The 26,469-nt window shown below is 64.1% G+C and carries 30 protein-coding genes; 6 read left to right on the top strand and 24 right to left on the bottom strand.

The window, feature by feature from the left end:
• The first annotated feature begins 20 nt into the window (after positions 1–20).
• Positions 21–956 (top strand): GlxA family transcriptional regulator, encoded by a 936-nt coding sequence (locus V5F74_RS16840; protein ID WP_394009326.1) that lies wholly within the window; start codon positions 21–23, stop codon positions 954–956.
• 3 nt (positions 957–959) lie between these two features.
• Here the strand turns inward: V5F74_RS16840 and V5F74_RS16835 are convergent, their stop codons facing one another.
• From V5F74_RS16835 to V5F74_RS16825, 3 genes are all read right to left on the bottom strand, one after another.
• Positions 960–1,382, bottom strand: a complete 423-nt coding sequence (locus V5F74_RS16835) for a ribbon-helix-helix domain-containing protein (protein WP_394009324.1) — start codon at positions 1,380–1,382, stop codon at positions 960–962.
• A gap of 11 nt (positions 1,383–1,393) precedes the next feature.
• Positions 1,394–3,385, bottom strand: a complete 1,992-nt coding sequence (locus tag V5F74_RS16830) for a conjugal transfer protein TraG (RefSeq protein ID WP_394009322.1) — start codon at positions 3,383–3,385, stop codon at positions 1,394–1,396.
• Between the two features lie 116 nt (positions 3,386–3,501).
• Positions 3,502–3,801 carry a DNA -binding domain-containing protein gene (locus V5F74_RS16825; protein WP_394009320.1) on the bottom strand — a complete coding sequence of 100 codons (300 nt, stop codon included), beginning with the start codon at positions 3,799–3,801 and terminating at the stop codon, positions 3,502–3,504.
• A 106-nt stretch (positions 3,802–3,907) separates the two neighbouring features.
• Here V5F74_RS16825 and V5F74_RS16820 point away from each other — a divergent pair, with 106 nt between their 5' ends.
• A complete protein-coding gene (locus V5F74_RS16820) occupies positions 3,908–4,171 on the top strand; it encodes a helix-turn-helix domain-containing protein (protein WP_394009318.1) in 264 nt (87 codons plus the stop codon).
• A gap of 153 nt (positions 4,172–4,324) precedes the next feature.
• On the opposite strand, the gene V5F74_RS16810 is transcribed toward V5F74_RS16820, so the two are convergent.
• Positions 4,325–5,287 (bottom strand): LysR family transcriptional regulator, encoded by a 963-nt coding sequence (locus tag V5F74_RS16810; RefSeq protein ID WP_394009316.1) that lies wholly within the window; start codon positions 5,285–5,287, stop codon positions 4,325–4,327.
• Positions 5,288–5,453: 166 nt separating this feature from the next.
• Positions 5,454–6,419: an SDR family NAD(P)-dependent oxidoreductase gene (locus tag V5F74_RS16805; protein ID WP_394009314.1), complete on the bottom strand. Its 966-nt coding sequence runs from the start codon at positions 6,417–6,419 to the stop codon at positions 5,454–5,456.
• A 122-nt stretch (positions 6,420–6,541) separates the two neighbouring features.
• On the opposite strand from V5F74_RS16805, the gene V5F74_RS16800 reads away from it, so the two are divergent.
• Positions 6,542–7,453, top strand: a complete 912-nt coding sequence (locus tag V5F74_RS16800) for an AraC family transcriptional regulator (protein ID WP_394009313.1) — start codon at positions 6,542–6,544, stop codon at positions 7,451–7,453.
• 68 nt (positions 7,454–7,521) lie between these two features.
• Here V5F74_RS16800 and gstA read toward each other — a convergent pair whose 3' ends face one another.
• Positions 7,522–8,139, bottom strand: a complete 618-nt coding sequence (gene gstA / locus V5F74_RS16795; RefSeq protein ID WP_394009311.1) for a glutathione transferase GstA — start codon at positions 8,137–8,139, stop codon at positions 7,522–7,524.
• 101 nt (positions 8,140–8,240) lie between these two features.
• On the opposite strand from gstA, the gene V5F74_RS16790 reads away from it, so the two are divergent.
• Entirely contained in the window at positions 8,241–9,119 is an 879-nt protein-coding gene (locus tag V5F74_RS16790) for a LysR family transcriptional regulator (RefSeq protein WP_394009309.1), read from the top strand.
• Positions 9,120–9,158: 39 nt separating this feature from the next.
• Here the strand turns inward: V5F74_RS16790 and V5F74_RS16785 are convergent, their stop codons facing one another.
• A complete protein-coding gene (locus V5F74_RS16785; RefSeq protein WP_394009659.1) occupies positions 9,159–10,676 on the bottom strand; it encodes an MFS transporter in 1,518 nt (505 codons plus the stop codon).
• A 189-nt stretch (positions 10,677–10,865) separates the two neighbouring features.
• Here V5F74_RS16785 and V5F74_RS16780 point away from each other — a divergent pair, with 189 nt between their 5' ends.
• The gene (locus V5F74_RS16780; protein ID WP_394009307.1) at positions 10,866–11,726 is read left to right on the top strand and encodes a LysR family transcriptional regulator; all 861 of its coding nucleotides are present in this window, start codon (positions 10,866–10,868) and stop codon (positions 11,724–11,726) included.
• Between the two features lie 59 nt (positions 11,727–11,785).
• Here V5F74_RS16780 and V5F74_RS16775 read toward each other — a convergent pair whose 3' ends face one another.
• Both V5F74_RS16775 and V5F74_RS16770 read right to left on the bottom strand, forming a co-directional pair.
• The gene (locus V5F74_RS16775) at positions 11,786–12,709 is read right to left on the bottom strand and encodes a hypothetical protein (RefSeq protein ID WP_394009305.1); all 924 of its coding nucleotides are present in this window, start codon (positions 12,707–12,709) and stop codon (positions 11,786–11,788) included.
• Positions 12,706–13,929: an MFS transporter gene (locus V5F74_RS16770; RefSeq protein ID WP_394009303.1), complete on the bottom strand. Its 1,224-nt coding sequence runs from the start codon at positions 13,927–13,929 to the stop codon at positions 12,706–12,708. Before V5F74_RS16770 ends, V5F74_RS16775 begins: the two co-directional genes overlap by 4 nt.
• A gap of 122 nt (positions 13,930–14,051) precedes the next feature.
• Between V5F74_RS16770 and V5F74_RS16765 the strand changes: the two genes are divergently transcribed.
• Complete coding sequence (locus tag V5F74_RS16765; protein ID WP_394009302.1) at positions 14,052–14,975, top strand: LysR family transcriptional regulator; 924 nt, start codon at positions 14,052–14,054, stop codon at positions 14,973–14,975.
• 31 nt (positions 14,976–15,006) lie between these two features.
• Here V5F74_RS16765 and V5F74_RS16760 read toward each other — a convergent pair whose 3' ends face one another.
• The 15 genes from V5F74_RS16760 to V5F74_RS16690 form a co-directional block, all read right to left on the bottom strand.
• Positions 15,007–16,161 carry a DUF3363 domain-containing protein gene (locus V5F74_RS16760; RefSeq protein ID WP_394009658.1) on the bottom strand — a complete coding sequence of 385 codons (1,155 nt, stop codon included), beginning with the start codon at positions 16,159–16,161 and terminating at the stop codon, positions 15,007–15,009.
• A 1,186-nt stretch (positions 16,162–17,347) separates the two neighbouring features.
• Positions 17,348–18,265, bottom strand: coding sequence for a lytic transglycosylase domain-containing protein (locus tag V5F74_RS16755; protein ID WP_394009300.1), 918 nt, complete (start codon positions 18,263–18,265; stop codon positions 17,348–17,350).
• A 4-nt stretch (positions 18,266–18,269) separates the two neighbouring features.
• Positions 18,270–18,605: a DUF736 domain-containing protein gene (locus V5F74_RS16750; protein ID WP_394009299.1), complete on the bottom strand. Its 336-nt coding sequence runs from the start codon at positions 18,603–18,605 to the stop codon at positions 18,270–18,272.
• Positions 18,606–18,651: 46 nt separating this feature from the next.
• Positions 18,652–19,197: a S26 family signal peptidase gene (locus tag V5F74_RS16745; RefSeq protein WP_394009298.1), complete on the bottom strand. Its 546-nt coding sequence runs from the start codon at positions 19,195–19,197 to the stop codon at positions 18,652–18,654.
• Entirely contained in the window at positions 19,194–19,715 is a 522-nt protein-coding gene (locus V5F74_RS16740) for a DUF2840 domain-containing protein (RefSeq protein ID WP_394009297.1), read from the bottom strand. Before V5F74_RS16740 ends, V5F74_RS16745 begins: the two co-directional genes overlap by 4 nt.
• Positions 19,712–19,963 carry a hypothetical protein gene (locus tag V5F74_RS16735; RefSeq protein WP_283481739.1) on the bottom strand — a complete coding sequence of 84 codons (252 nt, stop codon included), beginning with the start codon at positions 19,961–19,963 and terminating at the stop codon, positions 19,712–19,714. The genes V5F74_RS16740 and V5F74_RS16735 overlap by 4 nt, the downstream gene beginning before the upstream one ends.
• Positions 19,960–20,613, bottom strand: a complete 654-nt coding sequence (gene parA, locus V5F74_RS16730; RefSeq protein ID WP_394009295.1) for a ParA family partition ATPase — start codon at positions 20,611–20,613, stop codon at positions 19,960–19,962. Before parA ends, V5F74_RS16735 begins: the two co-directional genes overlap by 4 nt.
• The gene (locus tag V5F74_RS16725) at positions 20,610–21,680 is read right to left on the bottom strand and encodes a replication initiator protein A (protein WP_394009293.1); all 1,071 of its coding nucleotides are present in this window, start codon (positions 21,678–21,680) and stop codon (positions 20,610–20,612) included. Before V5F74_RS16725 ends, parA begins: the two co-directional genes overlap by 4 nt.
• Entirely contained in the window at positions 21,681–21,950 is a 270-nt protein-coding gene (locus V5F74_RS16720) for a helix-turn-helix transcriptional regulator (protein WP_394009292.1), read from the bottom strand.
• 156 nt (positions 21,951–22,106) lie between these two features.
• Positions 22,107–22,592 (bottom strand): DUF2285 domain-containing protein, encoded by a 486-nt coding sequence (locus V5F74_RS16715; protein ID WP_394009290.1) that lies wholly within the window; start codon positions 22,590–22,592, stop codon positions 22,107–22,109.
• A 49-nt stretch (positions 22,593–22,641) separates the two neighbouring features.
• Complete coding sequence (locus tag V5F74_RS16710) at positions 22,642–22,896, bottom strand: transcriptional regulator domain-containing protein (protein WP_394009288.1); 255 nt, start codon at positions 22,894–22,896, stop codon at positions 22,642–22,644.
• Between the two features lie 297 nt (positions 22,897–23,193).
• Positions 23,194–24,036 (bottom strand): DUF932 domain-containing protein, encoded by an 843-nt coding sequence (locus V5F74_RS16705; protein ID WP_394009286.1) that lies wholly within the window; start codon positions 24,034–24,036, stop codon positions 23,194–23,196.
• A gap of 375 nt (positions 24,037–24,411) precedes the next feature.
• The gene (locus V5F74_RS16700) at positions 24,412–24,726 is read right to left on the bottom strand and encodes a DUF736 domain-containing protein (protein ID WP_394009285.1); all 315 of its coding nucleotides are present in this window, start codon (positions 24,724–24,726) and stop codon (positions 24,412–24,414) included.
• A 740-nt stretch (positions 24,727–25,466) separates the two neighbouring features.
• Positions 25,467–25,958 carry a hypothetical protein gene (locus V5F74_RS16695; protein ID WP_394009283.1) on the bottom strand — a complete coding sequence of 164 codons (492 nt, stop codon included), beginning with the start codon at positions 25,956–25,958 and terminating at the stop codon, positions 25,467–25,469.
• Positions 25,959–26,022: 64 nt separating this feature from the next.
• Positions 26,023–26,445, bottom strand: coding sequence for a hypothetical protein (locus tag V5F74_RS16690; protein ID WP_394009281.1), 423 nt, complete (start codon positions 26,443–26,445; stop codon positions 26,023–26,025).
• Between the last annotated feature and the right edge of the window lie 24 nt (positions 26,446–26,469).

The following is a 26,469-nucleotide window of genomic DNA, read 5'->3' as shown; positions in this document are numbered from 1 at the left end:
TATTCATGTAAATCGGGCCAATGCGACTTGCTATTCTCGCCTACGATCAGATTAGCCCATTCATGTTGTCCACGCCGCTCGCGGTGTTCGGAGAGCCGTTTTTGGCGAGCGGTCACCGGGTTGATGTGTGCGCCGGCCAGCCACGTCTTTCGGCGACTGGCGGGCTGATGATCGAAGCACCGTTCCCGCTGGAGGCTGCGCGTGAGGCCGATGTTCTGATCCTGCCCGGTTGGCGAAACGCGGACGAGATTGTGCCGACACCGATCACATCCGAATTGCGAGCAGCAGAGGGTCGCGGCGCGATCGTCGTCGGGCTCTGCCTCGGAGCTTTCGGCTTGGCCGAAGCGGGCCTGCTCGACGGCCGCCGTGCCACCACGCATTGGGCGCGCGCCGAGACATTCGCGGCGCGATATCCCAAGGTCATCGTCGATAGCGGCGCGCTTTTCGTCGACGAGGGGCGTGTCATCACATCCGCCGGCGTCGCGTCCGGGCTGGATTGCTGCCTGCATCTGCTCGGCCGGATCTCCGGAGTGGCGGAGGCCAATCGGACCGCCCGCCATCTTGTCGTTGCTCCCCAGCGTGCCGGAGAACAACCGCAACTGATCGAGCGCCCCACGATCGGATCGTCTGTCGACCGCAGGATCACAGATGTGTTGGAGACGCTTCGAGCCAATCCGTTCCCTGCGCCTTCGCTCGATGTTTTGGCCGAACGCGCTGGCATGAGCCGACGCAGCCTGACCCGTCATATCCGGGCACGAACCGGAGGCAATCTTGGAGAGTGGCTGAGGCGCATCAGGCTTGAGCGGGCACAAGACCTTCTCGCGGCCGGCGCCCGCGGGCTCGAGGACGTGGCGGCGCGCTGTGGCTTTCCGGATGCACAGGCCCTGCGAACGGCCTTCCGGAGCGAACTCGGAATGACACCGAGGCAATGGCTGGCACGACAAAGACTGGACTGACCGTCACCCTTCACGGGGAGGTTCGACATCGCGGGACAACTCCTTCAGAAAGCGATCCCCAGTCGCGAGTCTCCGCCCGAGCGTTTGCAGGAAGTTCTCGAAGCGCTCTGCGCCTTTCGCCCTCGCCGAGACCTGCGCGCTGTCCGGCAATGGCGGCGTGATGGTCAGCCAGAAGCGGATGAACAGCGAGAGCGTCTCTCCGACAATGGCGAGGTCTTCGTCTAGCCCATCGATCTGGCGACCGATGCGATCCATGCGGCGGGCGAACACGGCCTCAAGTCGCTCGGACGCATCCGCCGACAGGAAGGAGGCGACGGCGGCTTCGATCACGGCGGATTTGGAGATGTCGCGACGGAGCGCCAGCGCCTCGACCTTCTTCAGAAGGTCAGGATCAAAATAGACATTCATGCGGGTCTTGGTCTGCATGGTCGTCGCCCTTACAGGTCGATGCCGTCGGCCGGGTCCATCGTCGCCTGCCGGGCATTCGATCTGACCTGCTGGCGCAAGCGGCTGGCCCGGGCAGCGTCCACATCGGGATCGTCGTCGAGAACGTCGAATTCGCTGAGGGGCGATCGCTCCGGTGGCGCGATCTCCTCATGTTCTGGCAATTCCGGCTCACGGCGTATCCCGGCATTGGCCGGATCGACGCTCACGCCATTCCCGTTGTCGGATGCTGCTCCAGCCGATACCACAGGGATCTCCAGCGCCGACCAATCATCCGAAGGCGGCGCTGCCGGTGCCGTCGCTGTCGTCGCCTTCGGCGGCGGCAAGATACGTTCGCGAAACCGGGCATCCTCGTAATAGCGAGCCTTCTTTGCCCGCACGGGCGGTGCGCCTGCGACCAGCAGCAATTCGTCGGCCGGCGGGAGCTGCATCACCTCGCCGGGGGTCAGCAGCGGCCGCGCCGTCTCCTGCCGCGACACCATGAGATGGCCGAGCCAGGGCGACAGCCGATGGCCGGCATAGTTGGTGGAATCGCGCATCTCAGTTGCCGTGCCGAGCGCGTCCGACACGCGCTTGGCGGTTCGCTCGTCATTGGTGGCGAAGGCAACGCGCACATGGCAATTGTCGAGCACGCTGTTGTTCGCGCCATAGGCTTTCTCGATCTGATTGAGGCTCTGGGCGATAAGGAAACTCTTGATGCCGTAGCCCGCCATGAAGGCCAGCGCGGACTCGAAGAAGTCGAGCCGGCCGAGCGCGGGAAACTCGTCGAGCATCAAGAGGAGGCGGTGCCGGTTGGCGGAGATCTTCAGGTCTTCGGTCAGACGCCGCCCGACCTGATTGAGCAGGAGCCGGATCAGCGGCTTGGTGCGGTTGATGTCGGAGGGCGGGACCACAAGGTAGAGGCTGACCGGCTTCTCACCCGCGACCAGATCGGCGATGCGCCAGTCGCACCGCGCCGTCACCTGCGCCACCACGGGGTCGCGGTACAGGCCGAGGAACGACATTGCGGTGGAGAGCACGCCCGAGCGTTCGTTGTCGCTCTTGTTCAGCAGCTCGCGCGCCGAGGATGCGATAACCGGGTGAACGCCGGCCTCGCCCAGGTGCGGCGTGTTCATCATGGCGCGCAGCGTCGTCTCGACGGGCCGCTTCGGATCGGACAGGAAATTGGCGACGCCGGCCAGCGTCTTGTCGGGCTCCGCATAGAGGACATGCAGGATCGCGCCGACCAGCAGCGAATGGCTGGTCTTTTCCCAATGGTTGCGCTTGTCGAGCGCGCCTTCGGGATCGACGAGAATGTCGGCTATGTTCTGCACGTCGCGGACTTCCTTGTCGCCGCGCCGCACTTCCAACAGCGGATTATAGGCGGACGACGCCGGATTGGTCGGATCGAACAACAGCACGCGGCCGTGCCGTGCGCGGAAACCGGCAGTCAGGCCCCAGTTCTCGCCCTTGATGTCGTGGATGATCGTACTGCCCGGCCAGGTCAGCAGCGTCGGCACGACGAGGCCAACGCCCTTACCCGATCGCGTCGGGGCGAAGCACAGCACATGCTCCGGGCCGTCGTGGCGGAGATAATCGTCATCGAGACGGCCGAGCAGCACACCATCGGGACCGAGCAAGCCGGCCGCCTTGATCTCCGCCGGCTCAGCCCATCGCGCCGATCCATAGGTGGCAACGTTCTTCGCCTCCCGCGCGCGGATCACCGATAGTGAAATCGCGACGACGATCGCAACCAACGCGCCCGATACCGCAATGCCAGCCCCTTCGATGAAGATCGATGGGGCGTAGGCGTCGTAACAATACCACCACCAGAAGAAGAGCGGCGGATAGTAAATCGGCCAGCTCGCCACCACGAACCACGGCCCACCGAGCTGCCCCTGAAAGCCGAGCCGCCACGCCGTCCATTCCGTCGCACACCAGATGGCGGTGAGCACGATCACGAGAACGATGGCGACTTGTCCCCACAGGACGCGGCTTCCGGACATAGAGGCTCCAATCCGCAAAAGAGACGGAGCCGATCAGAGAATAGCCGTGCCAGCCAGAAGCAACAGAAAATCCGAAACACCGGGGTTTCGGATACCATGGCGAAGAAAAAGGACGCTCAGTGCCGCGCTGGTCGCGCCTCGGTCGCCGCCTGTTCCAGTATCTTGCGATAGCCGGTCTTCGTCATCCAGCGAGCGCGATTGAGATGGCTTTGCCAGCAGAGACGCGTGCGATCCCCTTCAGTCCGGGGATCACGATGCAGCACGATACGAGCCACGTCGGTCCAGTCGGCCCCATCCGTCTCGGCATCAAGCAGTCGCAGATAGGTCACGAAGTGCCGTTCGTCGTAGTCCGTGATCTCTGGCTCGCTGGGAGCGAGATCGTCGACATCGGGGTCAAGCTCCGGTCGCACCCGCATAGCACAGCCCTCCCTCGGATCTCGGCAGGCAAAAATCCTGAAATGGGATTATCCCGTATCAGGATTACCGGAATGGCTCCTCTTTTTCAACGGAGAGCCGCTCCGAATGCAGAAGTCCTTGCGCACGCCCCGACAAATACTGCTGCAGTCCCTCCTCGTCGAAGCGCGTAAGGCCAACGGACTCACACAGGCGGAGTTGGCGGAGGCGTTGGGCAAGCCGCAATCCTTCGTCGCCAAGTATGAGAACGGCGAGCGACGGATTGATGTCATCGAGTTCGTGGACATCACTTCGGCCTTGGGCGTACCTACCGCCGACCTTCTGGCGAGGATCGAGCCCGTGGTGGCAAAGCCAATACGGCGAGGGAAATAATTCCGCTGCCACAGCAACTCTAGATAGATTTCCTGCCCGGTTTGAGCGCGCTTTATCAGCGCAATCAAGCGCGCCAACGTTTCCGCCAGCGTCACGGTTCTTGGGCAGATTGCTGAGGCGCTTGGAATTGAACTGGGTGAGCTTTTGAAGAAATCAGCCAGATCGCGCTGATTTGCTCATCTCGGTCGCAAGATCGAGCAGATGCCTAAGGGCTGGATCGCGATTGTGCGGCGACCAGACCGCGCTGAATCTCGCCCGATCCGGCTCATCGGCGATAGGCCGGAATACGACGCCCGGAAACGGGACATGAGACGCGGCTTCGCTTGTCAGCGTGATCCCGTCGCCGCCAGCAACCATGTGCATCAGCGTGTCACGACCGACATTGCATCGGCGAATGCGTGGCGACTTCTCTCGTTCGGAGAGTCTGCGAACGATGTGGTCGAGAACCTGAGGACCGGCGCCGTCTTGCCGTACCAAGAAGGTTTCCGGGGCAAGATCACGCCACACGAAACGTTCCGCGTTCGCCAACGGATGGCCATGCGGCAGCACGGCCATTAAGGCTTCCGACCATAGCTGCCGTGAATGGCAGTCGGGCACTTCTGCGGTCCCAACCACGAAGGCGATGTCGAGCTTGGCTTCGCGGACCTGACGAATGATCTCGTCTGCGCGCCCCTCGATAATGGCGAGTTCGATCTCCGGATGCTCGTCTCGATACCGGCGGCGCAGATCGGCCAGGAAGCCCGAAGCGATCGAAGACAGGAGTCCGATCGACAGATGACCAATCGCACCGTTCAGAACCGCCCCTGCCGTCTTGATCGCAAGATCGAGATGGCTGATCCCCGCGGCAACTTCCGTGATGAAACTGCGGCCCGCGTCGGTCAGACGGACGCCACGGTGGCGGCGCTCGAACAGAACAACACCGAGATCCTCTTCCAGCGTCTTGATCCTGGTGCTCACGCTCGACTGGCTGACGCCGAGAGCATTCGCCGCGTGTCTGAAATTCAGATACTCGGCCACGGACAGCGTCTGGATCAGCGCCGCAAGGGGGATGCGGCCTCTCAACAGCGCATTCTGTTGATCGACAACCTCCTGGCCATTGTGCGCTCGTCGCCGCATCACGCCTCCGATCCGCTAAGCGCTTGGCAATCGAACGCCGCGAGGCGTAAGGCCCAACAGACCCATGTCAGCGAGCGCGAAGCGGCCCCACAGCGATGTCGCAAGGGCGTAGTCGGCGGCGTCTTCGCTCCTGTCACGCTCTTTGGCACCGCGCAACCGCATGGCATCACCTCGATGCATCGAAGGCATCGATGCCGGTGAGTTCGGCCGAGAGTGTCCAGAGCCGCTCGGCCTCATCGGAATCGGCGGCGTAATCTCGAACCCCGACGAACGGTTCGCCTGCGGCCTCGGCGCGCACGGCAATATCGCAATCCTCGCAATAGAGACCGGCACGACCGTCGAGCATCGGCGAGGTCGCGGCCCATACTTGCGTCGCTGCGCCTTGGGCTGGCGTCTTGAAGGTCGGGTCGGCTGGCGCGCCGCTCGCGTCGAGCCAGCCCTCGGCGATCATCTCCGCCTGCGCCAGATGCCGCTGGAGCGGCGTGAAGATCTTTCCGGGATGAAGCGAGAAGGCCTGCACGCCGGCTTCGCGCCCAAGCCGGCCGAGATGGACGGCGAAGAGCGCATTTGCCGTCTTCGACTGGCCGTAGGCGCGCCATTTGTTGTAACCTCCAATAAAATGAAGATCGTCCCAGATGATTGGCGAATTGTGGTGGCCGGCCGAAGAGACCGAGATGACACGTGCACCACCTTCGAGCAGCGGCCAAAGCGCGTTTGTCAGCGCGAAATGCCCGAGATGATTGGTGGCGAACTGCGCCTCCCAGCCGTGTCCTACCCTCGTCTCCGGGCAGGCCATGATGCCGGCATTGTTGATCAGAATATCGATGTGCTGGTCATCAGCGAGGATGTGCTCGGCGAAGGCGCGCACGCTGCCGACGTGAGACAGGTCCAACGGCACGACCGTCACGCCGCCGATGTCCTTCGTGGCTACCGCCGCTGCCGCTGGATTGCGCGCGGCAACGATGACCTGGGCTCCAGAAGCGGCAAGCGCCCTGGTCGTTTCCAAGCCGAGCCCCGAATGTCCTCCAGTGACGATCGCGCGCTTACCGGCGAGATCGATATCGGCGAGAACATCCGTCGCGGTGCTTCTTGCCCCAAAGCCGGACCCGAGCGGTTTCTGATGGTCGATCATGGTGTCTCTCCGAGAGGTGCGGTTTCGCCCGCATGTTTGCTCTCGGGAATGATGACCCGTGGCACTCGCACGATCCATGCCGTATAGTCTACCTTTCCTTCTCGATCGTCTGGATCTTTGCCTTGGACCCATTGTCCGATGTTCTGTCGCTTCTGAAGCCGAAAAGTGCGATCAGCGCGGGCCTTGACGCCGGTGGTGAGTGGGCGATCCGATTTCCCCCGCATGAAGGCATCAAGTTCAACGCCGTCATGCGCGGTGCCTGTTGGGTCCAGGTCGATGGGGAGCCTGATCCGCGACGGATCGAAGCCGGCGACTGCTTCCTGCTGACACGCGGTCGTCCGTTCCTCTTCGCGACGGACCTCGCATTGCCCCCGATCGAATCTCCCACCATCTATGATCAGGCAGTCGACGGCATCGCGACCTGCAATGGCGGCGGCGACTTCTTCCTGATCGGCGGCCGTTTTTCTTTCGAAGGCGATTATGCCGGAATGTTGTTCGGCTCCTTGCCGGCTATCGTTCATGTGCGTGACGCCTCGAACCAGGCTGCCGTTCTGCGCTGGTCGCTGGCGCAACTGGCTGCGGAACTGAAAGATCGGCCTCCAGGTGGCATGTTGATGGCGGAGCACCTCGCCCAGATCATGCTCTTGCAGGTCTTGCGGCTCTGGCTCGCCTCCGGGACGGACAAACCCGCCGGATGGTTGTCGGCGCTGTCTGATCCGAGGCTGACGAGAGCGCTCGGCGCCATGCACGCCGAGCCCGCTCGTCACTGGACGCTTGCCGAACTCGGAGCCATCGCCGGCATGTCGCGCAGCACTTTCGCTGCGCGTTTCCGGGAAGCGGTTGGACAACCGCCCCTGGACTATCTCATCCGCTGGCGCATGATGCTCGCGGCTGAACGGCTCAAACGAACGAACGACAGTGTCGGGGTGATCGGCTTTTCCATCGGCTATGAATCCGAAGCGGCCTTCAGCACGACTTTCCGGCGGGTCGTCGGCTGTGCGCCGGGAAAGTTCCGACGCGGTGATGCCCCCTGAATCTTCTCTGCCGCGCGCCGCGACCGCCGACCGCTCTCCGATCAACGGGTCGAAGCCAAACTTGCAAGTCATCTGACCGGAGGAAGCTCCGCCTCCCGTGCCAAAGCAGATTGGACGGACGCCCGCCCCCCGATCCGCCGCATGTAGTGCGCGGTCGCGGGCCAATGGTCGAGATCGATCGAAAAGCCCTTCATCCAGCCGAGCACGGTGAAGAGATAGGCGTCGGCGACCGTGAAGGCGTCGCCCACCAGATAATCCCGAGATGCGAGGTTCACCTCGATGAAGTCGAGGCGCCGGAACAGCCGGTCCCGGAAGATCACCAGCGCCTCCTCCGGCAAGGCTCGATTGAACAGCGGGCTCGATCCGGCATGGACCTCGCTGGTGATGAAGTTGAGCCATTCCTGGAGCCGAACCCGTGCCAACGTACCGGCGGCCGGAGCCAATCCCGCTTCCTGCTTCAGGTCGGCCAGATACTGAACGATGGCCGGTCCTTCGGTCAGAACCTCGCCAGTATCGAGTTCGAGTGCCGCGACATAGCCCTTCGGGTTGATGGCGAGGAAATCCTCTCCTGCGGATGTGCGTTTCGTCCGACTGTTCACGCGGACGAGTTCGTAGGGCAGTCCGAGCTCCTGAAGCACGATGTGCGGCGAGAGCGAACAGGTGTCTGGGGCGAAATAGAGCTTCATTGTCGGGGCCTCGCTGAGGGGGAAAATCGCCACACACATTGGCAGGTCCCGTGATATAATAAAAATTACTCCCATATTTTTTTGGTATAAGCCCAGCTACTATGAACCTGACCCAGCTCCAGAGCCTGATCGCCGTCGCCGATGCCGGCAGCTTCACCGCAGCCGCGGACAAGCTCGGCGTCACCCAATCGGGGATGAGCCAAGCCCTGGCGGCGCTCGAAGAGAGCCTGGGAGTGAAACTGCTCACCCGCCAGCCACGGGGTGTCGAGTTGACCGCCTTCGGAGAGCGTGCGCTCGACCATGCGCGTACGGCGCTCTCGCATCTGGAGGCGATCGAAAGGGAGGCAATGGCACTGATCGGCGAGGAGACCGGCGCCATCCGCTTGGCGGGGTTTCCAAGCGTCTTCGCCACGGTCCTTCCGCCCTTGCTTCGGCGTTTCCGTACGCTCCATCCGGGCATCGACCTCGTGCCGCTCGAAACCGACGACATGGAAGTGGAGGCTTGGCTCGCAGCGGGATCGATCGACCTCGGCGTCGTTCTCAACCCGTCTTCGGCCAGAAAAGCCGTTCCGCTCGGACGGGATGTCTGGGTTCCGATCCTGCCGGCGGCGCATCCCCTGTCACGGCGACCTTCGGTCTCGTTGGCCGAACTGGCGGCAGCGCCCTTCGTTCTCGCGACCGGCGGGTGCCATACGAACGCCCGCTCGCTTGCCGACGCGGAAGGATTGACGCTCCAGAACGTTGAGATCGAGGTGCGCGATTGGTCGAGCGCGATTGCCCTGGTGCGGGAGGGCGCGGGTGTGAGCCTCGTGCCGGAATCCACCCTGCCGGAACAGCAACGCGGCTTCCGGGTTTCGAAACTCACCTCACCGCTGCATCGCGAGTTCGGGCTCGTCGCTTCGTCCGCGCGCCCGTTGTCGCGGGCCGGGAATCTGTTCGTTGAGGTCGCTCGTCGCTCGACCGCGCCGACCTCGGCATAGCGCAAGACACTCGGACGGGCCGGCTGCCGGTCTCCAACCTCACCTAGCGGCATGGGCGTCCCTCCTCCTCCCGAAGGTGAAGAAGCTGAGTGCGGCCAGCACCCAGACACCAATGGCGCCGTAGAGCATCACGTCTCCGAAGCCGCCGGCCAGCGCGGCAGGACCGATCAACTTCGACGCTCCCAAGGCGGACTGATCGAGAGCGGAGACATTTCCGGCGGCGATCTGTTCGGCGATGTGCCGAAGTTGCGTGGCGTCGAACGCTCCTGACGCCGCACTCAAGCGCTTCAAAACACCGTCGACCAAGACAAAGCCCATCAGCGCGATGTTGATGGCGAGCGAGATCATCCGAGCGCTCATGTCGATGCCGGATGCCATGCCGGCCCTGTCGCTCGATACTGATCCGGTCGTGGTGTTGGTGACCGGCGTGTTGGTCGCCCCGAGGCCGATCCCGGCCAGCAACGCGCCAACCAACGTCGTCGCCAAGGCCAGCGAACCACCGCCTGTTCCAATCTTCATGACGAAAAAGCCGAGACCGATCACGAACAATCCCGCCGGGATGACGGTGCCGGCGCCAAGACGCAGCGAAAGGCGTTCGGCGAAGGGCGGGACGACCAGCGTCGGCAGCGTGTAGGCGAGAAGTGCAAGGCCAGCGGTCAGCCCGTCGAGACTGAGCCCCGCCTGAAACCAGATCGGCAGATAGATCATGAACGGCCAGAAGCTGAAATTCATGCCGATCGAGCCGAACAGAGCTCCGGAAAACGGCCGGATTCGGAACACCGAGAAATCGAACATCGGGTGCGGCACGATCTGCTCGACTGTGACGAAGGCGATGAGGCTGAGAGCGGCTATGGCGATGATGGTCAGCGCGGTCGGGCTGGTGAAACCGAGTTCGCTGCCTTGAGTAATGACGTAGGCGACGCAAAAGACGGCCAGTGACAGGGTCGCGATGCCGCCGAGATCCAGGCGCCGAGCGGCTGGATCCTTCGATTCCCGAACACCGCTCCAAGCCATGATGACGGTCAGCACGGCGATGAAACCGTGGATCAGAAACACCCAGGCCCAGCCCATCAGGGCGGCGATCCCGCTGCCGATCACCGGACCGAAGCCGAGACCGAACCCGGTAACGATGCCCCACCAGCCGAAAGCTCGTGCTCGATCGGCTGCCGTGCTGAACTGATGCGAGAGCACTGCGATCCCACAAATCAGCATGGCGCCGCCGCTAGCTCCCTGGAGCGCGCGCCCGGCGATGAGGGTTATCATGTTGGGGGCAAGGCCGCACAGCAGGGAGGTGGCGCCGAACGCAACGATGGCGACGATGAGCAGACGCTTGCGCCCGAAGCGATCCGCCAGTGTGCCGGCAGCCATGAGGACGGTCGCCACGGCGATGGTGTAGGCGTTCATCGTCCACTGGAGCTCTTGAAAATCGGCGTGAAGGACTTTCTCCAGCGTCGGCAGGATCGCCGGAACACTTGATATTTCGAAGCCGAACATCAAAGCCGACAAACAGATGGCGGCCAAGGCAAGGTTACCTTGCCGCGAGGAAGCAAAGGACATGATCAGGCCTTTCAGCGCCGAGATCACTCGGCGTCCCGCGCGCGGCCGTTCACCCCCAACGGCTGAAGCCGGGGTGGCGCGGCAGTCTTGCGAGCGACTGTTGTTGATGGACCTGATCGTAGGCGAAACTTGACGATATAAGAATGATATGGCTGAGTATTTCAGAGACAGCAAATCTGGATGATTGAAATGGCATCCCTCGATGTCGAGTCGGTGCAGGCTTTCGTGGCCATCGCCGACCTTCAGAGTTTCACGCGCGCGGCGGAGGCCCTTGGCACCACGCAAGGGGCGATCAGCGTCAAGCTGCGGCGCCTGGAAGAGCGGATCGGCCAGCGGCTGATCGAACGCACGCCGCGCCACGTCCGCCTCTCCGCACACGGTGCAATCTTTCTCGACCGGGCCCGCGACTTTCTCGCCGCGCACGAAGCGGCGCTGTCGGCGCTCGCCGCCACAACCCCGCGCCGCTTCGGGCTCGGCATCGCCGCGCATGTGGCAGGTCCTGAGCTTCCGACCCTTCTCGCGCAACTCAACGCTCATGATCCGGGCCTGCGCATCGAGGTGCGTCTCGAAAACTCGCGCACGCTGCTCGACGCTTTCGATCGCGGAGAGCTGGACGCCTGTATCATTCGTCGCGAGGACGACCGGCGTGACGGCGAAGTCCTCGGGCCGGAACATTTCGGATGGTTCGCCGCGCCGAATTTCGAGCATCGGCAGGGCGAACCTCTGCGGTTGGCGGCTCTGTCGCCTTCCTGTGGCGTGCGCGATATCGCAACCCGCACCCTCGACGAGGCTGGCATCGCCTGGACGGAAGTGTTCCTGGGCGGCGGCTCGTCGGCGGTGACGGCAGCCGTCTCCGCCGGACTCGCCATGGCCGTCTTTTCCTGTCGCCTTGCTCCGCCCGGCACTGTCGAAATCGGCGAGCGCTTCAGGCTGCCGCGTCTGCCCTCGTCCGAAATCGTGCTGCACTCGACGCTCACCGATCCCAAGTCGCGCGCCGCGCTGCGCACATTGGCTGCGGCCTTTCGGGAGCACCGCGCGATGGCCGGATAGCGGGCGCTGGATAACCGCCCGCGGCCAGCTACGTTGGTCGGACAGCGTCGCCGGCCCCCTCATGGCGTTCTCGATGCCCGTTCCGGCGCGAGTTGATCGACAACGGTGAAGGTCAGGCCAGTCCAATACTCGCCCGCGTCGGCGATCGCGATGGATCGTTCCGCCTCCTCGATGGCGGCATGACCACCGGACAGCAGGAAGCTCTCGACATCCTTCATCGAAGCGAAGGCCATGAGCGTCACACCATCAATCCGACTGGCTATGGGGTGGAAGAACGGCACACCCTCTGCGACGGGACCGATGTTGTGCAGTTGTACATAACGCTTCACGAGACGCTGCGTGTCGGCCTCGCCGACCACCAGCTTGGCGTGGTCGTGCAGCCAGCGTCGCTGGAAGGTCACGCGGTCGAGATCATCGCACCGGATGTGCGTCTTGATCAGGACGATCGAGTCGTCACCAGCCGTGTTCGGCATGATGATGAACTGGCGGGCCAGTAGCGGCCCGAGATCCCGGAAGATGGCCTGATCCTCGGGAAGGATCTTGCGGCGAACACGCTCGGCACCGAGAACCGCGCCGAGATCGTCGAGCCCCGCGAAGTTGAGATACGCGACCCCATCCCACTGCGGACGTCGGTAGGGATCGACGTGACCGACGATAGTCTCGAACAGGCGACCGTCCGCGTCGAGCGGCGGCCGGTAAGGCGGCGGGTTCAAGCTCGTCGGTCCCGACGCCACGCGGTGAATCTGATCGTAACGCAGCAGGCGACTGATCGTCGTGCGATCGTCCGCCTCGTCGGGATGGAGGAAACGCGGGCCATGCACCTTGCGCCAGTAGTCACCCCATGTTTCGAAACTGAGATTGGGATCGGGTTCGGACGCGTTGGCAGCCGGATCAGCGCGCAACAGGAACGAGAACAGCACCGTCAGCGGAGCGGTTCGAGCGTCGGGCTCGGTTGAGGTGGATGGTGCGACAGAGCCGGTCATCGGGCGTACTCCTTTGAAGCGAAGGGGATGGATGGCGGAAGCAGAGAGCGCAGCAGCGCGACGAGGCCGCAGGCGGCACCTGTGAGGCACACACCCGCCCAGCCGTAGCGGCTCCAGGCCCAGCCGCCGGCGAGCGCACCAATCGCCATGCCGATCATGGCGGCGGTCATCAGCAGCCCGTTCAGCCGGCTGCGCGCTGCGGGGTCGATCGTCGTGACGATGGTCTGGTGCGACACCAGCGCGGCCATGACGCCGAGGTCGAACAGCACCGCCCCCGCGATCAGCGCGGTGATCGAATGCGGCGACACCAGCATCAGGGTGAAGGCAAGAGCGACCAGCAGACAGCCGAGCCGGATGGCGATGGCAGGTCCCCGAGCGTCGGCGAGCCGTCCGAACAGAGGGGCGCCGAAGGCCCCCGCCGCGCCGGCCAATCCGAAGGCGCCGGCCACACCCGCACCGAGATGGAGCGGCGGCTCCGCCAGCATCAGCGCCAGAGTAGACCAGAAGGCGCCAAGGGTTGCCGCCAGCAAGCCTTGGGTCAGAAGGGCCTTGCGCAACACGGCATGTCGCTCGACCAAGGTGGCGAGACTCAAGAGAAGAGCGCCATAGGAACCACTGGCAGTCGCCGGCTGGAGCGGCAACCAACGCCAGACTGCGAGGCCGACCAGCCCCACCATGGCGGCGGCCAACGCGTAGATCGCTCGCCAGCCGAAGAGATCGCTGACGATGCCGCCCAAGGTGCGAGACAGCAGGATGCCGCAAAGCAGGCCCGTGGTTACGAGCCCGATGGTGCGACCGCGCTGTTCGACCGTCGCGAGTTGCGCCGCCATGGGCACGAAGTCCTGGCCGAGGCTGCCGAGCAGTCCGATGCCGAGGCTGACGGCGAGAAGCACGGAAAAATTCGGTGCGAGAGCCGTCGCCAACAGGGCAAGCACGAGCAGGATCGACTTGGCGAGGACGAGCCGCTTGCGGTCGATGAGATCGCCGAGTGGGGCCAGCAGCAGCATTCCGAGGGCATAGCCGGCCTGGCTTACCGCAGGGATGAGGCTCGCCGGTTCCGATCCGATGCCGAACGTCTCACGGACCAGCGGAACCACCGGCTGGATGTAATAGACGTTGGCGACGCCGACGCCGGCTCCGATCGCCAGCAGCCAGATCAGGGCCGGCGGGATCGACTGCCTTCCTTCGTCTTTATGGGTGGATTGTGATGGTCCTGGCATGGCGCCGCTCCATGGGATGCGGGCCGGACGACCCTAGCCGGAGCATTTTATTGGCGACTGTAGTGGCGATAAATCGCCTCATATGGCAATATGAGTTGACTCATAGTCGTCAATAGGTCGCGATGATTTCCGCCGAACACCTCAGTGGCATAACAGCCTTCGTCCAAGCCGCCGACGCGGGCGGATTCACGCTGGCGGCGGAGAGGCTCGGCCTCTCGAAATCCGGTATCGCCAAGAGCGTGGCGCGGCTCGAGGATCGGCTCGGGGTTCGATTGTTCAACCGAACAACACGCCGCTTCGCGCTGACGAACGAAGGCCAACCCTTCTACGAGACCTGCGTGCGCGTCCTGGCCGACCTGGAAAACGCCGAGGCGGCACTCAACGCCCATCGCCTGCGGCCGCGCGGGCGACTGCGCGTCGATCTGCCCGTGGTGTTCGGCCGACGCTGGGTTCTACCCGTGCTGCTCGACATTGGCGCGCTGTATCCGGAACTGTCGCTCGAAGTCTCGCTGACCGATCGGCGCATTGATCCGATTGACGAAGGCATCGACCTGGTGATCCGCATCGGCGATCTCGATGACAGCTCCACGCTCGTCGCCAGAAGGCTGGGCGTGCAGCAATCGGTGCTGTGCGCCAGCCCCGATTATCTCGACAGGCACGAGAGCCCCACCTCGCTAGATGATCTCAGCGCTCATGCCTGCATCGTCTTCGGCCGTGGCGGACAGTCCTTGCCGTGGTGGTTCCTGGATGGGAAGGGTGCGCCCATGGCGAAGCCCGTCTCCGGACGGCTCTCGTTCAACCACAGCGAGGCCATCTGCGATGCAGCCCTCGCCGGCCAAGGCATTGCGCTCCTCTCGACTTGGCTGATTGCCGACCACTTACGCGACGGACGTCTTGCACCGGTGCTGCCAGAGATCCCGACGCGAGGCTTTCCGATCCACGCTCTCTGGCCCCAGACCCGGCAGATGAGCGCGAAGGTGCGTGTTGTGGTCGACGAATTGGTGAACCGCTTCTTGCCCGAACCGCCGTGGGATCGCGAGAGATAACCCCTTCGCTTCATCGTTCCCAGTGATGAGATCAGATCTCCAATCCCTTCTGCCGTCCCAACTGCCATGACACCGATCCGCCCTGGACGATGCCGGACACTTCCTTGCCGAGCTGGCGGTCAATGACCGGCCGCCAGGGGACCAGTGTGAACTCCCGGGACTTCTCGACGATCGCGAACTTGCCGCTTGATAGCTGCACGGTTCCGGTGAATTTCCCCGCGATGGCTTCGCCATCAGCAGCGGCTCGGAACGGCAGCGCTTTCTTTGCCGCCATCTCTTCGCCGACATGGGTGACTTCACGCTCTTGCAGCGTGGCGATCAGGTTGCGCCGATAGGCGACGCGGCCGTCGGATTGGCGGACAGCGTCGCCGTGGTCGATCAGCGCCTCGCGCCGGCGCGCCATCGCCTCGTACACTTGGTTGCCAAATCCTGACGACGACAGGTCGGACACGCCCGCCCCGACCAGCCGCCGATCGAGCCAGGTCGCACCGTCTGATCCGATCTGGCGCTCGAGGTCGAAAGTCGAGAGGACGCGGATATTGGCGCGGGCGCTACGCCCGGCGTCATAGGCGATGGCGCGCACCTCGAAATCTGCCGGGATGCGCCATTGATCGGCGTCGATCCGCTCCGCGATCCCGGCCCGCCGCAACGCTTCCAGGCGACGGACATGGGCATCGACGAAGCCCTCATAGTCCCCACCCGGCACACGACCGTCGAACCGAGCCTGCTCCAGATGGCGGCTCGGCCGATAGATGCCATCTTCGGCCATGCCGGCAATGGCGCGATCGGATGGGCGGCCGGTGCTCTCCGCCGGCCCGATCTCTATGATACTGCCTATGCGGACGTCCTCGACGCGCGCCGGGTCGATGCCGGAGACATGGTGCGTGCGTCCGTCGATGCCATCGACCACCAGCGTCAGGTTCTCACCCAGTTCGTCGGAGAGATACTTGTCGATGACGCGGCCAAGGACCGGCGTCGCTGACGCGGCATCGTGAATCTGAAAACTCATCGGGTCGCGCTCGGCACCGTCGGCTCGAAGCGCCTTCTGCATGGTGCGGATGATGTCACCGCGCTCGCCCATCTCGCGCAGGGTCGGCTCCAGCCGCTCACTCAATTCCCAGACACCCGGTGCGTCTTCCTTAGCGAGGCCCATGTCGCCCAGTTTGCCGAGACGCCGTAGCCGCATGGTCCGGTCAGACTGGTCGCGCAGATCGCCCGGTTCATATCGGAGGTCAAGCAACCGGTCTTCGGCCTCGGCGATCATCGCCCGGTCGATGCGGGTGAGCCGATCTTGATCGATCTCCGCCATGAGTTTGCGGCGCCGCTCGATCTCGGTGACGGGGCCGAGTTCCAGCGTCGCCAGTTCGCTTGCCCGCTCACGGATGCCATTGGCGAGATAGTCGCCATTGATGACGAGATCCTCGCCGAGCGCATCACGACCGTTGACGATGACGTGGACGTGCGGGTGGCCGGTGTTGTGGTGATTGACGGCGATCCAATCGAGCTTCGTGCCGAGGTCGGATTCGACTTGCGCCATCAGCTCGCGGGTATAGCCGTTCAGGTCGGCAAGATCGGCCGCGTCTTCCGGCGAGACGATGAAGCGGAACTGGTGGCGATCATCTATGCCGCGATCGAGAAAGGCATCGCCATCGGCGCGATCCTCCGTCGCCGAATAGAGCCGACCGTGCTCGCCATCGCGCGCCGTACCGTCGCGCTGGATATAGCGCAGGTGCGCAGCGGCTTTTCCACTCTTGCCCGCACCCCGGACGGAACGGGATTTGACGATGACACGGCGGCTGCCGGGTTGGCGGTGGCTCCAGCCGTTCGACAGGTTGCGGGCGCGCACGAAAGATGCGCCACGCCCTCGCTGCACGCCCCGGCCGGAGGCGAAAACAAGTGTGCCCTTCGCCGCTTGTCCGGAACCGCCACCCTTCGCGTATCGGCTTCGGCCAGACGCGGCCTGCTGCTGGCGCGTGACCTTTCGCACCTTGCTGAGGAAGCTCTTAGCTTGTCCGGCCTTCCCGCCGTCAGACCGGACGCGGCCGGGCTTCGGCCGGAAGCGATTTTCGTCATCGGCGCTCATGGCCGATCCGCCCGAAACCGCCGATTACAGACAGGAGTGCCACGAGAAACGCAGGAAATGTTGGCTTTACCGCGCCTCGCGGCACCATGACGGCCCGAAGACGGTGCCGTCCCAAACAGTGTGCAGACAAGGGCTTGCCCTGCGGATCGGACCCATGGGGTGCCGTCCGCTTTAATCTTGCCCTCCGCCCTTTGCCACCTTCGTGCCCCTCCTGCTGATGAATGAAACCGTTGCCAGCCCCATCCGCTGCACACTGAAGTCTCCCGCCGGGCGGACGCGATCACGAGCCTCATGGCTCTCGTCCCGCATCCGATCGCAAAACGAACAGACCGCCCGACTGCGGCACGATGGCGGACAGGTCGCGCACGACGACCGCCTTCGTAGTCTCGTCCTTGTGCTCGTTGGGCCGCGCGGGAGGGACCGTCGTCCTGCTCAAAGGCTGCCTGATGAAAAGCGGAGCACGGGTCCAGGAGAGCGGATCGGCAGACGCGACTACGACCGCACCGGGGGTCTCGCTGCCGCTGATGATCGGCGCGAGGGCAGCGACATAAGCGCGGGTTTCCGGCGGAAGCGGATGACCTTTCAGCGCCTCCTCGTAGCGTCCGGGACCAGCGTTATAAGCCGCGATCCAGCCGGGCGAACCGTAGCGGTCGAACAGCTCGCGGATATAGGCCGCGCCGGCGATGATGTTGTCGTGCGGGTCGTAAGGATCGTCGCCCAGGCGGTAACGCGCGCGCAGCTCGGCCCAGGTCTCCGGCATCACCTGCATGAGGCCTATCGCGCCCTTGGCCGAGACGGCGCGCGGATCGCCGTTGCTCTCGGCGGTGAGGACAGCACGAATCCAGGCGGCGGGAAGTTCGAAGCGTTCGGCGGCCTCGGCGACGTGATCGCCATAGGGATCGTGCGGCGACAGACGTTCCGCAGGCGCGGTCTGCGCATGGGTGACGGTCGGGACGATGCTGCCGGCGAGCAGCCCCGCCAGCAGCAGGACTGCATAGCGGACCGGCACGCCTTCTCCGCTGCGACGCCAGCCTGCCAGCGTGCTCGCTGCGGTCAAGGGTGCGCGCGAAGCGCCGATCTTCGATCGCCCTTGACCTTCGCTGCGTGCGCCGGCCGACCGTTCGTCGAGCGGGGTGAAGGGATGAAACGGCATTCCCGCGAACAAAGGGATGGGGCGTTGGCGCGAATGTCTGACGGGTTCGCACATGGCCTTACTCCCGCTCACCGCGCTTTGGCGCGCGGTTCCAGTGCAGCGACCAGGACGCGCCGCCGTCATCGTCACGGAACAGATTGGCGCGGATCGGCTGCGGCAAAGCCGGGTCGTCGATCAGCAGCGCGATGTATTCGCCCGCGCGTTCGCCGGTGCGCTTCCAGCCCGCACCGATCTCCGGCCCTTCCTCGTTGCCGTTATGGACGCGGAAGTCCGGCGCGTTGTCGGCGTCGGACGGCTCTGCCGGAACGATGGTGATCTCGCGGAAAAGCGTGAAGGTGTGGACGCGCCCAACAAAGCCGGTGGTTTCGCGCGTGAACTCGCCAATTTGCGGCATGTGGAACCTCCATGAGCTGGTGGTGGGATGAACGGTGGTGCGGCACTCACCGCGTCGAGGCACGCCAGACGAAATGGCCGTCGCCCTCCTCGTCGGTGTAGATCGGCGTCGCCTTGCCGACGACGGTGCGCACTGGGATCGGGCCGAAGTAGCGGCCATCCAGGCTGTCGCGGACATCCGGGTTCATCACGAAGAGATCACCCTGCGCGATGTTCTGGCAGCCTTGCCAGACCGGTAGAGCGCGTCCCCTGCGGTCGCGGTCGAGCGCTTCACCGAGCGGCACATGATCGACCGTGATGGTGAGACCAATGCGACAGACTTCGTGTCCCTGCAGGGCCATGACGCGCTTCAGCAGCGGCACGCCGCGACTGATATAGCCGTGCTCCACCATGAAGTCGGCGAGCGGCTTGTCGGGCAGGAGCGCGACGAGATCGCCCACCTCGAGACTGTGCGTGGGGGCCAGATCGTAGAGGCCGATCGGAACACTCGCGGATGCGTTCCAGACGAGGCGCAGCGGCGTGGGAATGAACGATGCGACGGCAACGCCCATCACGGAGAAGTACGTCACCATGACGTAGCCGAACCGCGTCACGGTTCAGCCCTCCGGCGCATCAGAGACGCCCGATGCTGATCGACGGTATAGGCGCGCGGCTCGTGCCCAACGGTCAAACGGTTGTGGACGTGCCGCCAGTGATCGGGCGACACCTCGGTCGCATCGACGCCAATCGCCTCGATGGCGTCAATATGCCGAAGGACACGCTCGACCTTCGGCCAGCCCTCAATTCTGAGCAGGATATCGCCGCCGGGACGCACGAAGGGCAGCGTCTGGAATGGCTCGCCCGGCGCCGCAGCGCGCACGATGTCGATGCGCGACGTGATCGTGCCGAAGTCGTTCGACGCCCACCGCACGAAGGCGAAGACGCTGCCGGGCCGGTAGAAGAAAACACGCCGACTGCGGTCGAGCACCTGTTCGCGCACCTTTCGGCCGAACCGGATCCAGTTCTCGATCCGCTTCTCGATGTGCGTCAGTTCAACTTGCGTGAAAGCGTCGGCGGACTGCGTGCCCGGTGCGGCACCGCCAACAGAACGGGAAACGGTGGCGCCGGTCATGGGCGATCTCCATCGGTGGTCGGCGGGAATTCGCGCGCGAGCAGATCACGCAGCATGTCGGCCACGGTGATGCCGCGCTGAAAGGCGACGATCTTGATGCGGCCACGCAAGGCCGGCGTGATGTCGATGGTCAGCCGCGCGGTGAAGCGTGCCGCCTCGTCGTTGCGCGGTGCATCGGCTGCCTTGATCCAGTTTTCCGGATCGGCGGGCCGGGCCGCAAAGCGGCGACGGATCGGGTGTGCGCTCATGGCATCGCCCTTCCAGTGGTCAGCCTTCCGATCTCCGCAGCGAGTGCCGCAATCTCATGCGCGGCCTGACTGTCGGGATCGATTTCAGAAGCGAGCCGACCGGACTGTGCGGCATCGGCGAAAACGACGCGCTGGCCGATGGTCGTCGCCAGCACCGGCGGGTCATGATCGGCGAGCGTCTCGGCGGTCTCGCGGGCGATGACGGTGCGCGCGCCGCAGCGGTTGAGCACGAAGCGCGCCGCCAAGGCCGGCCGGTAGATGCGCGCCTCGGCGACGAGCGCCAGCATCTCGGCGGAGGCCCAGCCGTCGAACGGCGACGGCTGCACCGGGATCAGCACCAGGTCGGCGGCCAGCAGCGCGGAACGCATCAGCCCGGCGATACGTGGCGGTCCGTCAATGACGATGTGATCGGCATCGCGCGCCAGCTCGGGCGCTTCTCGGTGCAAGGTATCGCGCGCCAGGCCGACGACGCCGAACAGCCGGACACCGTTCTCACGCGCACGTTGCTGCGACCAATCCAGCGCCGAACCCTGCGGATCGGCGTCGATAAGGGTGACGCGCTTGCCCCTCCCGGCCCATTCTCCGGCGAGATGCAACGCCAGCGTCGTCTTGCCGACGCCGCCCTTCTGATTGAGGAGCGCGATGATCATGGCGTCCGCCTTTCGGCGGCACCGGCACCACGGCCGCGTTTCGCGCGCGCCAACAAGGAAGAGTTAGATTCTCTATTAGACTCTAGGTTAGCGGTCGGATTTCGCGTTTCAGGCCAGAGTGTTAACTGCGGTCCGTGCGCCCGATCTGCCGACAGGCCTGCGCCTGATGTGCCGACACCCGTTGCGCCCGATCTGCCGATGCCGTTCACAGGCTCATCCACAGGCACTGTGAATTGTTGGACGGGCCGTATGCGGAGCAGTTCACGCCGCCCCTCGCGTTCGATCAACAGGCGATATCCGGGCAAAGGCTGACGGAGGGCGATCCGGCGCAGATCGAGCGCGAAATCGGAGATGCGCGCGAGGCTGCCGGATTTGGCGTGGAGATGGCTGATCTCGAACAGCCAGCCGTGTCGCTGATGGCCGGCGTGCTTGCGCGCGACGCGATAGAGCCAGCGCTCGATGCCACCGGTCAGCCGGAAATAGTCCGGGTCGATGGTCAGCACCAACGAGCGGTCGACGACCCCGTTGTAGAACCACTCGGGCAGGACGAACTCCATGCCCTCGACGCGGCCCTCGCGCGTCGTCATCTCCTCCCACTCGTTGATCCAGGAGAATTGGCGCCGCCGCCATTGTGCGCCGTTGCGGATCGTCGTGGCGATGACCGTCGATTGCAGCCGCGCCAGCGAAGCCTTCAGGAGAAGATACTGCTGGTTTCCGGTCGGACGGCCCACTCCGCGCAGGAGTTGGTACGGCGTGAAGCGAAAGAAGCGCGACGTACGCAGACCGTGGTTCTCGGCCGCGACGATCTGCGAGGCGGCCCAGATCAGCACATCGGCATCCCAGATCGTCGCCATGCCGTGCTCGGGCATCCCCAGCACCTGCACCTCGACATCGGCAGCCTTGTAGAGGATCGGCTTGATGCGCGGCGTCTTCGACAGCGAGAAGAACGGCCGTTCCATGAGATCGCGCTGATCGCGTGGGCTTGCGTCGCCGGTGGCGACCACGAAGGGATCGAGCCGTTGGCGCTCGCTCCCGCGTTTACCATCTTGTCGAGAAGCACCGCTCATTCAGCGAGCTCCCCGTTCGGCGGGCGTCAGAGGACGCGCAGGAAAGACCCGGCCGGCAGTCTGGTCCGTGGTGGATTTGCGCGCACCGACGGCTGTCCAGGCCTGCAGATCTTCGAGAGCATAGATGACGCGCCCGCCGATCTTGCGATAGGTCGGGCCAGTGCCGTAGGTGCGGTGTTTCTCCAGCGTCCTGAGCGAGATGCCGAGGAAACGCGCCGCGTCCGGCGTGCGCAGGAAACGCGGCGGCAATCCCGTCTTCGGGTCGAGCATGATCGGGCCTCCGGGCCGGTTCGGATGGCTACCGGTGACGGCAGCGGGTCATGGCGAACGGTGGCGGAGGAACGGCGGCTTGCAGCGTGCCGGAATCAGGGGGTGGCGATTTCGGCACCCCTGGAGACGCGAATAGTGATGATCGCGCGGCAATGTTCAGCGGGGCGGCAGACGCGTGGGATAATGCAGCAGTTCGCGGTATCCGCCGCGGACATAGTGGGTGCCATCGGCCACGAGACGACGCGCTTGGTTCTTGCGGGGATCGCTCTCCCAAGCGGTCTTGTTGCCGCGAAAACCGAGCAAGGTCTCAGCAATTTTGCGATAGCTGGCGCCGTCGGTGCGACCGTCGAGGGCGCGCAGGATCAGGATGTGCCGGTCTCGGGTTTGCGCTGGAAACGCGTGACGGTGCTCGCCGATCGCTCGCCCTGTCAGGGCGCGCCAGAAGCGCAACACCGCTTCGGCGCGATGCTCCAGCAATGCGTCGAGCGGCAGGATGACGAAATAGGCCGTCTTGGTGCCGGGCGGTGGATCTGCGAGCCAGAACTGGTGGTCCGACCCCGCCGACCGCCAAAGGCCATGCCACGTCCCATCCTCGGCGGCACGAGCGTCGACGCCTGACAACGTCGGCAGGCTGATCGTCATGCTGGCGGGATCAGAATCGTCGCACGCGCATGGACACAGTTCAAAGGCTTCAGGCAGCAGCGACGACCTCCAGAACAGTGCGGCCCGGTCGGCGGGAAGAGCTGGGTCCGCCGGGAAATCGCAACCCCCAGCGTTCCGCGAACGCCGTCTGCGCATCGCCGTCGAGGCGCTGCAATCGCCTCATTCGATGGAAGTCGCGGCGATAATCGTCATCGCGACGAAGATACTCCCAGGCAAAGCCGGCGGCAGAAATGCTCTTGGCATGTGCATAAGCGGCCGGCGAGCGCCAATCTGTACTCGGCATGGCGTCACCTCTCGTCCAGCATTTACTCGTTGCTGGAAAGGGGAACTGTTCGCGATGCGAGGCTCACGTTGAAGTCACTGTTGCCCGATATGTTGATCGCGTTGACCGATCACTATTTGAAGATAATTCGGATCGTTTTTGAAGTTCTTTCGCGAGCCGGGCCAAGCCCGGCGAGCCGCGCATTTCCTCCTCCACGGAAACCCGCCGATCCGCAAAGACGGATTGGCACGAAATCTGATCCACGCTTCTGCGCAAAACCGTGAAGCCGGGTTTCCGGCTCCACGGCTCTGCGGGGTGTCAGGCGCCCTTCAGCCGCCGCATTCCGTCGGCCAACGTCCACAGCGCGCGGTTCAGCCCGATATTCTGATCGATGCCGTTGATCGGTCGTGTCCGGCTATGGCGGATGCGTCCATCCGTAGTCTGCCGTCGCCCATCCAGCCCACCCCGAATGAGGTTTTCCTGAATGACGTTGAAGGTCTGCCACAGGTTTTGCCCGACATCCTCGCGGCGGCGCGGGGCAATGATCTGATCCGGGCGAACCGGGCTTTCCTCCTCACCGTAGCGCGCGACAAGGCTCGCCTCGGCCAAGACCTGCTGCTCGTCCCGCGAAAGCCGGGTCTCCTTCATGGCTTCGGTCGCATCGATCAGGCGCGGAAAGTCTTCCGCAACGGTGTAGACGCCCTCGATAATCTGATCCTGAATACCACCCTTGTGAGGCACCCGGACCTCCTCGAACCGCTCGCCCGCAATCATGCTGTTGGTGCAGACGAAGCGGAGCACCCCGGCAAACATCTGATAGGCGCTGGTCCCGTCGTGGCTGTTGACGATGATGACTTCCGCTGCTTCCGACTTGCCAATCCCGTCGTCACGGCGCAGGCGCAGCATGTGCTTGGCATGGCCATGGCGGGTGCCGTCGCGCGGAACGGCCTGCACGGCGAAGAACGGAAACCATCCTTCCCGGCGCAACCCTTCCACGATCTCGATCGTGGGGACATAGACGTAACGCTCGGATCGGCTGTCGTGCGCCTCACGCGCGAACACCGAAGGAACATGACGGTGAAGGGCCTCATTGTCGAGCGCCTCGCGCCCGCTGATCTGGTGAGAATTGCGGCCGAACCGGGTGGCGAGATGGTGATACATGATCTGTCTCCGTGGGCTTGGGTTGGAGCGCAGCGCTGCGCTGCAACCCTGGCCGTCGCCGAGACCGGGGTAGCAAGGTGCACGGGCGGTTGGGCCGGAGGGGGATCACCCGGCCTGCACGCAATGAAATGAAGGAAGGCCGGGGATACCGGCCCGGACGAGCGTCAGCGATCCCTTGCACCGCGCGGGGGCGGAGCCCTTAGCCAAACCCGCCCGGCAAGAGCGCAAGCGGGTGCCGGGCAAGAGGATCTGATCGGGATGTGCAAAGCCGCTGAACCTGAAAACCGCACATCCTGATTGCCGTATTGTCTGAAAGGCGGCGATGAGCACGACGAAGCCCCGCTCGCCGAGCGGGGCTTCGTGAAGAGTCAGATTTCAGTCGCCGTTGCGGCGGGACCAGATGAGGTTGTGGGTTTCGCCGCCCTCGTCCTCGACCAGGCTGGCGTAGATCGGAGCCGGAAAGCTCGGGTCGTCCAGCTTGACCGAAAGATATTCGCGGCCGGTCTCGCGGGCGGTTTTCTTCCACGCCGCGCCGAACTCGGTGGTGCCGGCGAAGATCCGATAGTCCGGGCCGCGCCCGCTGTCGCCCTCGGTGGGGATGAACTTGGCCTTGACGTTGAGGGTCAGGGTCTTGACCGTGCCGGTGATGTCGCTGTTTGCGGTCTTGGTGAAGGTGCCGATGGTCGCCATTGTCGTGTCTCCGTTGCTCGGGCCGCGCCTATCGCGACCTCGATGGTGGTCGTGCGACCGGGGACGATCAGCCCCGCACCTGAAAGGCTGAAACGCGGTGGAAGGCGGCCGGCGATGGCTTTTTTGCCTCGCGATGCAAAGCCGAAGGCGGCGGAAAAAAGCTGGCGACGGACGTTGCGGGAAGATGATCGAGGCGCAGCCGGTCTTCGGTCAGACCCAATCCATTCGAGGACGCCGTGGGCGTGGCTCTGCAAAACGACAAAGACATGATGCGATCCGTTGCCGTCAGCGGGTCAAGACCGGCGGAGGGAGCCTGCGGAACGGCTGTCCCCTGATTCCGGAATCGTCGGCTGGCCCGTCCCGATCGTATGGGCATAGCGCATGGTCACATATCTTGGATCGTCCGCGCCTCCAGATGGAGCGGCTGAAGAACCTTGCCCGCCCCGGCCTGCCAATCTGGCGGTCAAGCGGGCTGAAACAGGCTCGGCCCGATCCGCTGGTGCGGGCCGAGGCGAACCGTAAGGGACGAGCAAACTCGTTCCCACGGCAACGGCCACTGAGGCGGAGCGCATCCGCCCGTTGCCGCGTGCGGGGCATCATGCGATCCGCCGCCGTCGCTAGCGTTAGCGATCGAAGCCGGATGGCGGAAACGCGCCTATCGGCGTGGTTCCGGCGCAGCCGAGAGCGCGGCCCGCAGGGCAACGCCAGATCGAACACGATGACTCGACGGAATGCCTTGCCTATGGGCCGCAGTAGAGTTCCCGAATGACATCGGTAACAATCTCGAAAGTGGTCAGGAACATGGGCGGGTTCAACACGGTTTCGCTCCCGTGAGCGAACATATTGCGCATTTTGCTCAGGTATTCGATTTCTGAGGAAATCAGGTTTTGCTCTTTGGCGGCTTTCAGTAACTCGTCGAGCATTGCCGGGCGGGGCCTTCCTCTCTTGTCCACCCTCCCGGCGAACTGGTGTCCGATGCGTTCGCGCAAGGCCAGTTCAAGGCAAGGAAACGTCTGGCTCGCTGCCAAGGTCAGCAGATCATATGAGAAATAGGCGTAGATGTAGGCGTGCCTAACAGCATCGTGTGATCGCCGAACGGAGTCGGGAATTGCTGTCGGAAGTTCAAACGCAGTCATATCCCGGTGCAGGTCTTGGTGCGTGCAGCCGACAAAACCGACGGTTCCTGCAAAGTAAGGATCTGGTTTGGTGAGGTCCAACAGGTTCTTCAACACGGGACGGCACTTTCATTCGATGGTCTGCCATGCCCAACGATGGTAACGCGAGTTGCTGTAATTTTCATTCGCCATGGTGAATTGCCGAAGCGGTTGCCGCGAGCCGCACCAGCGCCGAGAGGCCTGTGATGCCGCCGCCAATCAGGCAGAATATCTCGCGCCAAATTTCGGACGGCACCGCCTCGCGCGCGATGCCGTGGATCAGCGCGTAACCTGCAACAGTGGCGGGCGCGGCGAAGATCAGCGCCATAGCAAGGCGCAGGATTGGCGGACGCATCGTCATGACCAGGATTGCCAGCAGGCCGTAGCCAGCAACACCCGCGACAAGCCCGACCAAACCCGCGCCAATTGGGCCGGAGCCGGAGGCGTAGGCCAGACGCGCCGCTTCTACGCCGAGCATGAAGGGCAGCGCATAGACGGCGAGCGCATATGCCAAGACGCAGAGACCGGAGACCAACGCGACGATCATCACCATGAGCGCGATCATCGTACCATCCTCCTAAGCCGATGG

The organism is Xanthobacter aminoxidans, from assembly GCF_043193615.1.
GTDB lineage: Bacteria > Pseudomonadota > Alphaproteobacteria > Rhizobiales > Xanthobacteraceae > Xanthobacter > Xanthobacter aminoxidans.
Note: the sequence above shows the minus strand (reverse complement) of the source record. Positions and strands in the feature narration are given on the sequence as shown.